Annotated in this window: 6 protein-coding genes and 1 pseudogene; 4 read left to right on the top strand and 3 right to left on the bottom strand. The window is 39.0% G+C overall.

Annotated elements, in window-relative coordinates:
* Positions 1–211: 211 nt before the first annotated feature.
* Together G322_RS20035 and G322_RS24510 are read left to right on the top strand one after the other, a co-directional pair.
* Positions 212–1,120, top strand: a pseudogene (locus G322_RS20035) (family 20 glycosylhydrolase); the annotation flags it as partial.
* Positions 1,121–1,207: 87 nt separating this feature from the next.
* A complete protein-coding gene (locus G322_RS24510; RefSeq protein ID WP_281166506.1) occupies positions 1,208–1,513 on the top strand; it encodes a chitobiase/beta-hexosaminidase C-terminal domain-containing protein in 306 nt (101 codons plus the stop codon).
* Between the two features lie 149 nt (positions 1,514–1,662).
* Here the strand turns inward: G322_RS24510 and G322_RS0106035 are convergent, their stop codons facing one another.
* Genes G322_RS0106035 through epmA form a run of 3 tightly spaced genes read right to left on the bottom strand, consistent with a single transcriptional unit; the run spans position 1,663 to position 3,186 of the window.
* Positions 1,663–1,923, bottom strand: a complete 261-nt coding sequence (locus tag G322_RS0106035) for a DUF4404 family protein (protein WP_022940912.1) — start codon at positions 1,921–1,923, stop codon at positions 1,663–1,665.
* 56 nt (positions 1,924–1,979) lie between these two features.
* Positions 1,980–2,204, bottom strand: coding sequence for a hypothetical protein (locus G322_RS0106030; RefSeq protein WP_022940911.1), 225 nt, complete (start codon positions 2,202–2,204; stop codon positions 1,980–1,982).
* 1 nt (position 2,205) lies between these two features.
* Entirely contained in the window at positions 2,206–3,186 is a 981-nt protein-coding gene (gene epmA, locus G322_RS0106025; RefSeq protein WP_022940910.1) for an elongation factor P--(R)-beta-lysine ligase, read from the bottom strand.
* A gap of 162 nt (positions 3,187–3,348) precedes the next feature.
* Between epmA and frdA the strand changes: the two genes are divergently transcribed.
* Both frdA and G322_RS0106015 read left to right on the top strand, forming a co-directional pair.
* Positions 3,349–5,127 carry a fumarate reductase (quinol) flavoprotein subunit gene (gene frdA / locus G322_RS0106020; RefSeq protein WP_022940909.1) on the top strand — a complete coding sequence of 593 codons (1,779 nt, stop codon included), beginning with the start codon at positions 3,349–3,351 and terminating at the stop codon, positions 5,125–5,127.
* Entirely contained in the window at positions 5,127–5,888 is a 762-nt protein-coding gene (locus G322_RS0106015; RefSeq protein ID WP_022940908.1) for a succinate dehydrogenase/fumarate reductase iron-sulfur subunit, read from the top strand. Before frdA ends, G322_RS0106015 begins: the two co-directional genes overlap by 1 nt.
* The last annotated feature ends 112 nt before the right edge of the window (positions 5,889–6,000 follow it).

Below are 6,000 nucleotides of genomic sequence, written 5' to 3'. Positions count from 1 at the left end.
TTTGTAAGTCATCAATAATGCCAGCGACAATACCATGGTGATCTAATCGTTTAATTTTAAAGCTCATATTTACCTCGTTTATTAAGGCTTATATTTTACTAAATTAACGATCGTTTAGCTGCTTATATTTTAAATGGAAATTATCGGAATTTGACCTAATCAATGTGTGTTAGATAGACATTAAACTTGATATTTCCAACTTCAATCTTCCTTAGCCTATGCAACTGCGCGTAATATCCAAGTTATTCCATCAATGGATATGCTAGGACACTCACGTGCTGCTATTAAGTCAATGGATGCACGCTATAGAAAATTCCTGAAACAAGGTGACCAAAAAGCAGCGGAAATGTATTTACTGGCTGATAGATATGATGAGACAAAATATTTTTCAATTCAAAATTACACGGATAACACCATTAATCCATGCATAGAATCAAGCTTTGTTTTTATGGATAAAGTTGTTTCTGAAATTAAAAAAATTCATCAAGAAGGTGGTCAACCACTTAGTGACTATCACATTGGTGCCGATGAAACGGCTGGCGCTTGGGGAGACTCACCTGCATGTCGCCAACTATTTGTAGATACTGACAATGGTATTAATACCACCAAAGATCTAGGAAAATACTTTATTAAACGTATTAGCCATATCCTGAACAATCATGAATTAAATTTAGCAGCTTGGAATGATGGCTTAAACCACGATGGAATTATGCCCCCTGAGAGTCTTGCTGGTGATAGTAGTGCATATGTATGGAGTACTATGTACTGGAATGGAGCAGGTAATTATAATGCTTTTGCTAATGCAGGGTATGACGTTATTGTGGCAATGCCAGATGTCGTATATTTTGACCACCCTTATGAAGCAGACCCAAAAGAACGAGGTTATTACTGGGCCGCACGATATACCAATACTAAAAAAATATTTAATTTCATGCCCGATAATATCCCAGCGAATGCTGAAACCATGACAGATCGCATGGGCAACCCGTTAAATGTGACTTCCACAGAGAAAAATAAAGAATTTAAAGGGTTACAAGGTAATATTTGGTCAGAATCAATTCGTCAGGATGATCAGGTCGAATATATGGTATTTCCACGTATCTTCGCACTTGCAGAGCGTGCTTGGCATACCGCCAACTGGGAGCCAAAACATAAAACAGGTGTTAACTATAAAACCAATGAGTTTAATTATAAAGGCACAAATACAATGGGTAAACGTATTCAACAGCGTGCTGCAGATTGGGAAGTTTTTGCCCATGTAATAGGTCATAAAGAGTTAGCTAAACTGGATGCTGCAAATATCATTTACCGTTTACCAGTGCCAGGAGCAATCATTAACAAAGGTAAACTAGAGGCGAATGTTAGCTTTCCAGGCTTAACTATTGAGTATTCAAATGATGGTAAAGTATGGGAAAAGTATAATCATGAGCAACAACCAACTGCAAAAGTGGGTATTTTAGTACGAAGTATTTCAGCAACAGGCAGAGCAGGACGCTCAGTTACCGTTAAATAATGTATACCAGTTATCATTCAAGATGCAAAATTCAGTACTTTGATTGGTAACGGTTATTACTTCAAAACGCAAAGTCAGCAAGGTAACATGAGTATAGACTAAACCAAGGGAGCAATGATCCCTTGGTTTTTTATTCAATAATGGTTTATCTAAATCCCCATTCCAGACAGTGCAGCCATCAAATCTTTAATCACTTTGCCCACAATAGGATTACTCTCTTCAAAGAGCAACAATTGCTGAGTGATCTTTTTATCTCGAATCAGTTGCGCAGGATCGCGTGATAGAATTGCTTCTTGTAATTGATCATGCACTAACTTTAATTCTCCCGCTGTGCATTCATCGGCAATAATATCGTTATTTAAAATATCAGAAAATTTTTTAAATTCAGATTTCACTTTTGTAATTGGCATAGATACCTCGATGATTTATTTCAATATATAATCAAAGTATAGTCTGCAAATAACGGTTATTTTTTGTTAATTTTAAAAAAGTGATCTAACCATCGACCTAACTTTAAAAAACCAACCACAAACAACAAACTTATCACCATCAAACCCACTTTAAACCAACTTTCTTGCTCATAGCGTTGTAAATAAAGAGAGGATAGATAAATAACCAGTAGCCAATAGCCGATGCGAATAAGATAAGCCCACATTGAATAAGCTTTATCGGTTAACCATAATTTTGCCATGTTAGGCTCCTTTAATTGTAAAACTCACCACGTCATCGATATGATTTTTATCCGTAGCAAGCATGATCAAACGATCAATACCTAACGCAACCCCTGCACAATCAGGTAGTTTTTTTAATGATGCCACAAAGCGGAAATCGATGGGCATTTCAGGGAGGTTATTTATTTTACGGTACTGATTATCTTTTTCAAAGCGCCTTAATTGCTCGTCACTATCATTGAGTTCATGAAAACCATTAGCGAGTTCAATGCCTTTATAATAAACCTCAAAACGCTCTGCCACCCGTTTGTCAGCAGGACTTATACGTGCAAGGGCAGCTTGTGATGCGGGAAAATTGTAGACAAAACAGGGTTGTTCATTGGCAATCACAGGCTCAATAGCAAAGCAGAATAGTAACTGTAAAACGGTATCAAAATCTGTTTCAGTCTCTAATACATCACCTAAATTTAGGTGAGCACCCGATTTTTTTAAAATCGCTAATGAAGCCGACAAAGGATCAACATCAAGTACCTGTTTAAAGGCTTGTTGATAGGTTAACCGCTTGCACGGCCCACACTCTAAAATAAGTTGTAATAGTTGCTCCATCTCAGCCATTAATTGAAAATGATCAAAGCCAACACGATACCATTCCAGCAACGTAAACTCAGGATTATGATAACGCCCCGATTCCTCATTTCTAAATGCTTTACTTATTTGGAATATTGAACCACTACCGGCCGATAACAGGCGTTTCATATGAAATTCAGGCGAGGTTTGTAGATATAATGGTACGCCTTGCGCTTCAATATTTTTAGCATCAATATCAGCACCAACAAAGTAGCTTTTAAAACAAAATAGGTGTGGATCAGTGACCCCAGATTGACTTAGAGCAGGTGTTTCCACTTCTAAGAGTTCACGAGAAATAAAAAATTGACGGATCCTTTGAATAATGGATGCTCGCTTTTTTAATAGTGCAATTTCTGCACTGGGTAACCAATTCATTTTATCTCCCTTTTTTGAGAGAAACAGTTTATCAAATTATTGATTCAACGTAATAAAAACCCCAACTATTAAAAACAAATTCAAAAACCTTACCACTCTCACGGATTTTTAAAAAAGCCTTGTTACACTGCTAATTCATCATTTTTTTGATAGGAGATAAGCGTGCAAATTATTAAAACAGACGTTGCCATTATTGGTGCAGGAGGCTCTGGTTTACGAGCTGCCATTGAGATAGCTGAAAATCATCCCGAACTTGATATTGCCCTTATCTCCAAAGTTTATCCTATGCGTAGCCATACTGTGGCAGCAGAAGGAGGTGCGGCCGGTGTTGCACAAGATCATGACTCTCTCGATAATCATTTTAACGATACCGTTTCTGGTGGTGATTGGTTATGTGAGCAAGATGTGGTTGAATATTTTGTCGAAAATGCAGCCAAACAACTCACTCAATTAGAACATTGGGGATGTCCGTGGAGTCGCAAAGATGATGGCTCTATTAATGTACGTGCTTTTGGTGGTATGAAAATAGAGCGTACTTGGTTTGCGGCCGATAAAAGTGGCTTTCACATCCTGCATACCCTTTTTCAAACCTCACTTCAACACCCTAAAATAACCCGTTTTGATGAGCATTTTTGTTTAGACTTGATCGTGGAAAATGACAAAATTCAAGGTGTGGTTATTTTAGATATTGCTGAAGGTGAGGCAAAACTAATCCAAGCTAAATCGGTGATCATGGCAACAGGTGGTGCAGGTCGCGTTTATAGTTACAATACCAATGGGGGCATCGTAACAGGTGATGGTATGTCACTCGCTTATCGTCATGGCGTGGCGCTACGTGATATGGAGTTTGTGCAATATCACCCTACGGGTTTACCCGGCAGTGGTATTTTAATGACGGAGGGCTGCCGTGGTGAAGGCGGTATTTTAGTGAATAAGAACGGTTATCGTTACCTGCAAGATTATGGTCTTGGCCCAGAAGTCCCCGTGGGTCAAACAAAAAACAAATATATGGAACTGGGCCCACGTGACAAAATCAGCCAATGTTTCTGGCAAGAGCAACAAAAAGGTAATGTATTCCAAGGTAAACGTGGTGATTATATCTATCTTGATCTACGCCATTTAGGCGAAGAAAAGATCAACGAACGCCTGCCTTTTATTCGTGAACTTGCCAAAGCGTATGTGGGTGTTGATCCTGTTTATGAGCCTATTCCAGTCCGCCCAACCGTGCATTATACCATGGGAGGCATCGAAACAGACGCGAAAACAGCCACCTCATTATCTGGGTTATACGCCATCGGAGAGTGTGCTTCTGTAGGTTTACATGGTGCAAACCGTTTAGGTTCAAATTCACTCACCGAATTGGCGGTATTTGGGCAACTTGCAGGGCAACAAGCAGCGATACATGCAAAATCCATCAAACATGAAAAGTTAACCCCACTTAAAAAACAAGCTGAAGCGGTTATTAAACGCAGCGAAGATCTGCTACACAGCAATGGCACAGAAAAAATGGCGGATATTCGCCAAGAAATGGGGGATTCCATGGAAGAAGGAGTAGGCATATACCGCACTTTTGATTCGATGCAAAAAACCATCAATAAATTAGCCGAACTTAAAAACCGTTATAAAAACATTAAAATCGTGGATAAATCCAGCGTCTTTAATACTGAATTTTTATATGCAATTGAATTAGGTTACCTGCTTGATACCGCTGAAGCGATGGCACACAGCGCAATAAAACGTGAAGAGTCACGTGGCTCTCATCAGCGACTTGATGGTTTTGAAAAACGTGATGATGAGAAATTCCTCAAACATTCACTCGCTTATTATCAAGCAGACAAAGCCCCTAAAATTGATTATAGCGATGTCACGATCACTAAGAGTCAACCTGCTGTGCGTGCTTATGGTGCGGCTGGCGATAAAGATCTACAGGAGAAAAAATAATGTCTAAGCCAGTAGAAACAGGGCAAATTATTGATATAGATATTCTTCGTTATCGCCCCGAAGAAGATAAAAAGCCTTTTACACAAACCTTTGAAGTGCCTTACACAGAAGATATGTCGATTTTAGAGGCGCTACAACATATTAAAGATCACCTTGATAGCACCATCAGTTTCCGCTGGTCTTGTCGCATGGCAATTTGTGGTAGTTGTGGTTTGATGGTTAACGGTGTCCCTAAATTAGGTTGTAAAGCATTTCTACGCGATTATTACCCTAAAAAAATCAGTTTAGAGCCACTGGCGAATTTTCCTATTGAACGTGATTTAGTGGTGGTCATGGATGATTTCATTAAAAAATTGGAAGAGATAAAACCTTATATTATTCCTGAAAAAACGGGGGATAAAAAGTGCTTGTCAGAAGGTCCTCATAAACAAACACCCGAGCAAATGGCAAAATATAAACAGTTTTCCATGTGTATCAACTGTGGGCTCTGTTATGCAGCTTGTCCACAATATGGCTTAGATAACAAATTCACAGGCCCAGCCGCCCTTGCACTACTTGCGCGTTACAACCGTGATAGTCGTGATTTTGGCGAAGCTCAGCGCATGAAAATAGTTAATCAAGAGGAAGGTGTTTGGGGTTGTACCTTTGTCGGTTACTGCTCTGTGGTCTGTCCGAAGGGGGTTGATCCTGCAGCAGCAATTCAGCTATTAAAAGTAGAAAGCAGTAAAGATTATCTAATAGGTATGTTTAAACCAGAATAATGAGTGAGTGATACATATATTTAGGAAGTGATGCTTTAGCTTCGCCAAGATAAACAAGGCATCGCTAAAGCGCGACTTCCCATACAGATCACTTCATAAGTAATATTTTACG

This window comes from Psychromonas hadalis ATCC BAA-638 (assembly GCF_000420245.1).
Classification (GTDB): domain Bacteria; phylum Pseudomonadota; class Gammaproteobacteria; order Enterobacterales; family Psychromonadaceae; genus Psychromonas; species Psychromonas hadalis.
Note: the sequence above shows the minus strand (reverse complement) of the source record. Positions and strands in the feature narration are given on the sequence as shown.

Coding starts and splice junctions, on each gene's coding strand:
- G322_RS0106030 (WP_022940911.1), bottom strand. CDS start 2,204: ATGGCAAAATTATGGTTAACCGATAAAGCTTATTCAATGTGGGCTTAT.
- G322_RS0106015 (WP_022940908.1), top strand. CDS start 5,127: ATGTCTAAGCCAGTAGAAACAGGGCAAATTATTGATATAGATATTCTT.
- G322_RS24510 (WP_281166506.1), top strand. CDS start 1,208: ATGGGTAAACGTATTCAACAGCGTGCTGCAGATTGGGAAGTTTTTGCC.
- G322_RS0106035 (WP_022940912.1), bottom strand. CDS start 1,923: ATGCCAATTACAAAAGTGAAATCTGAATTTAAAAAATTTTCTGATATT.
- epmA (WP_022940910.1), bottom strand. CDS start 3,186: ATGAATTGGTTACCCAGTGCAGAAATTGCACTATTAAAAAAGCGAGCA.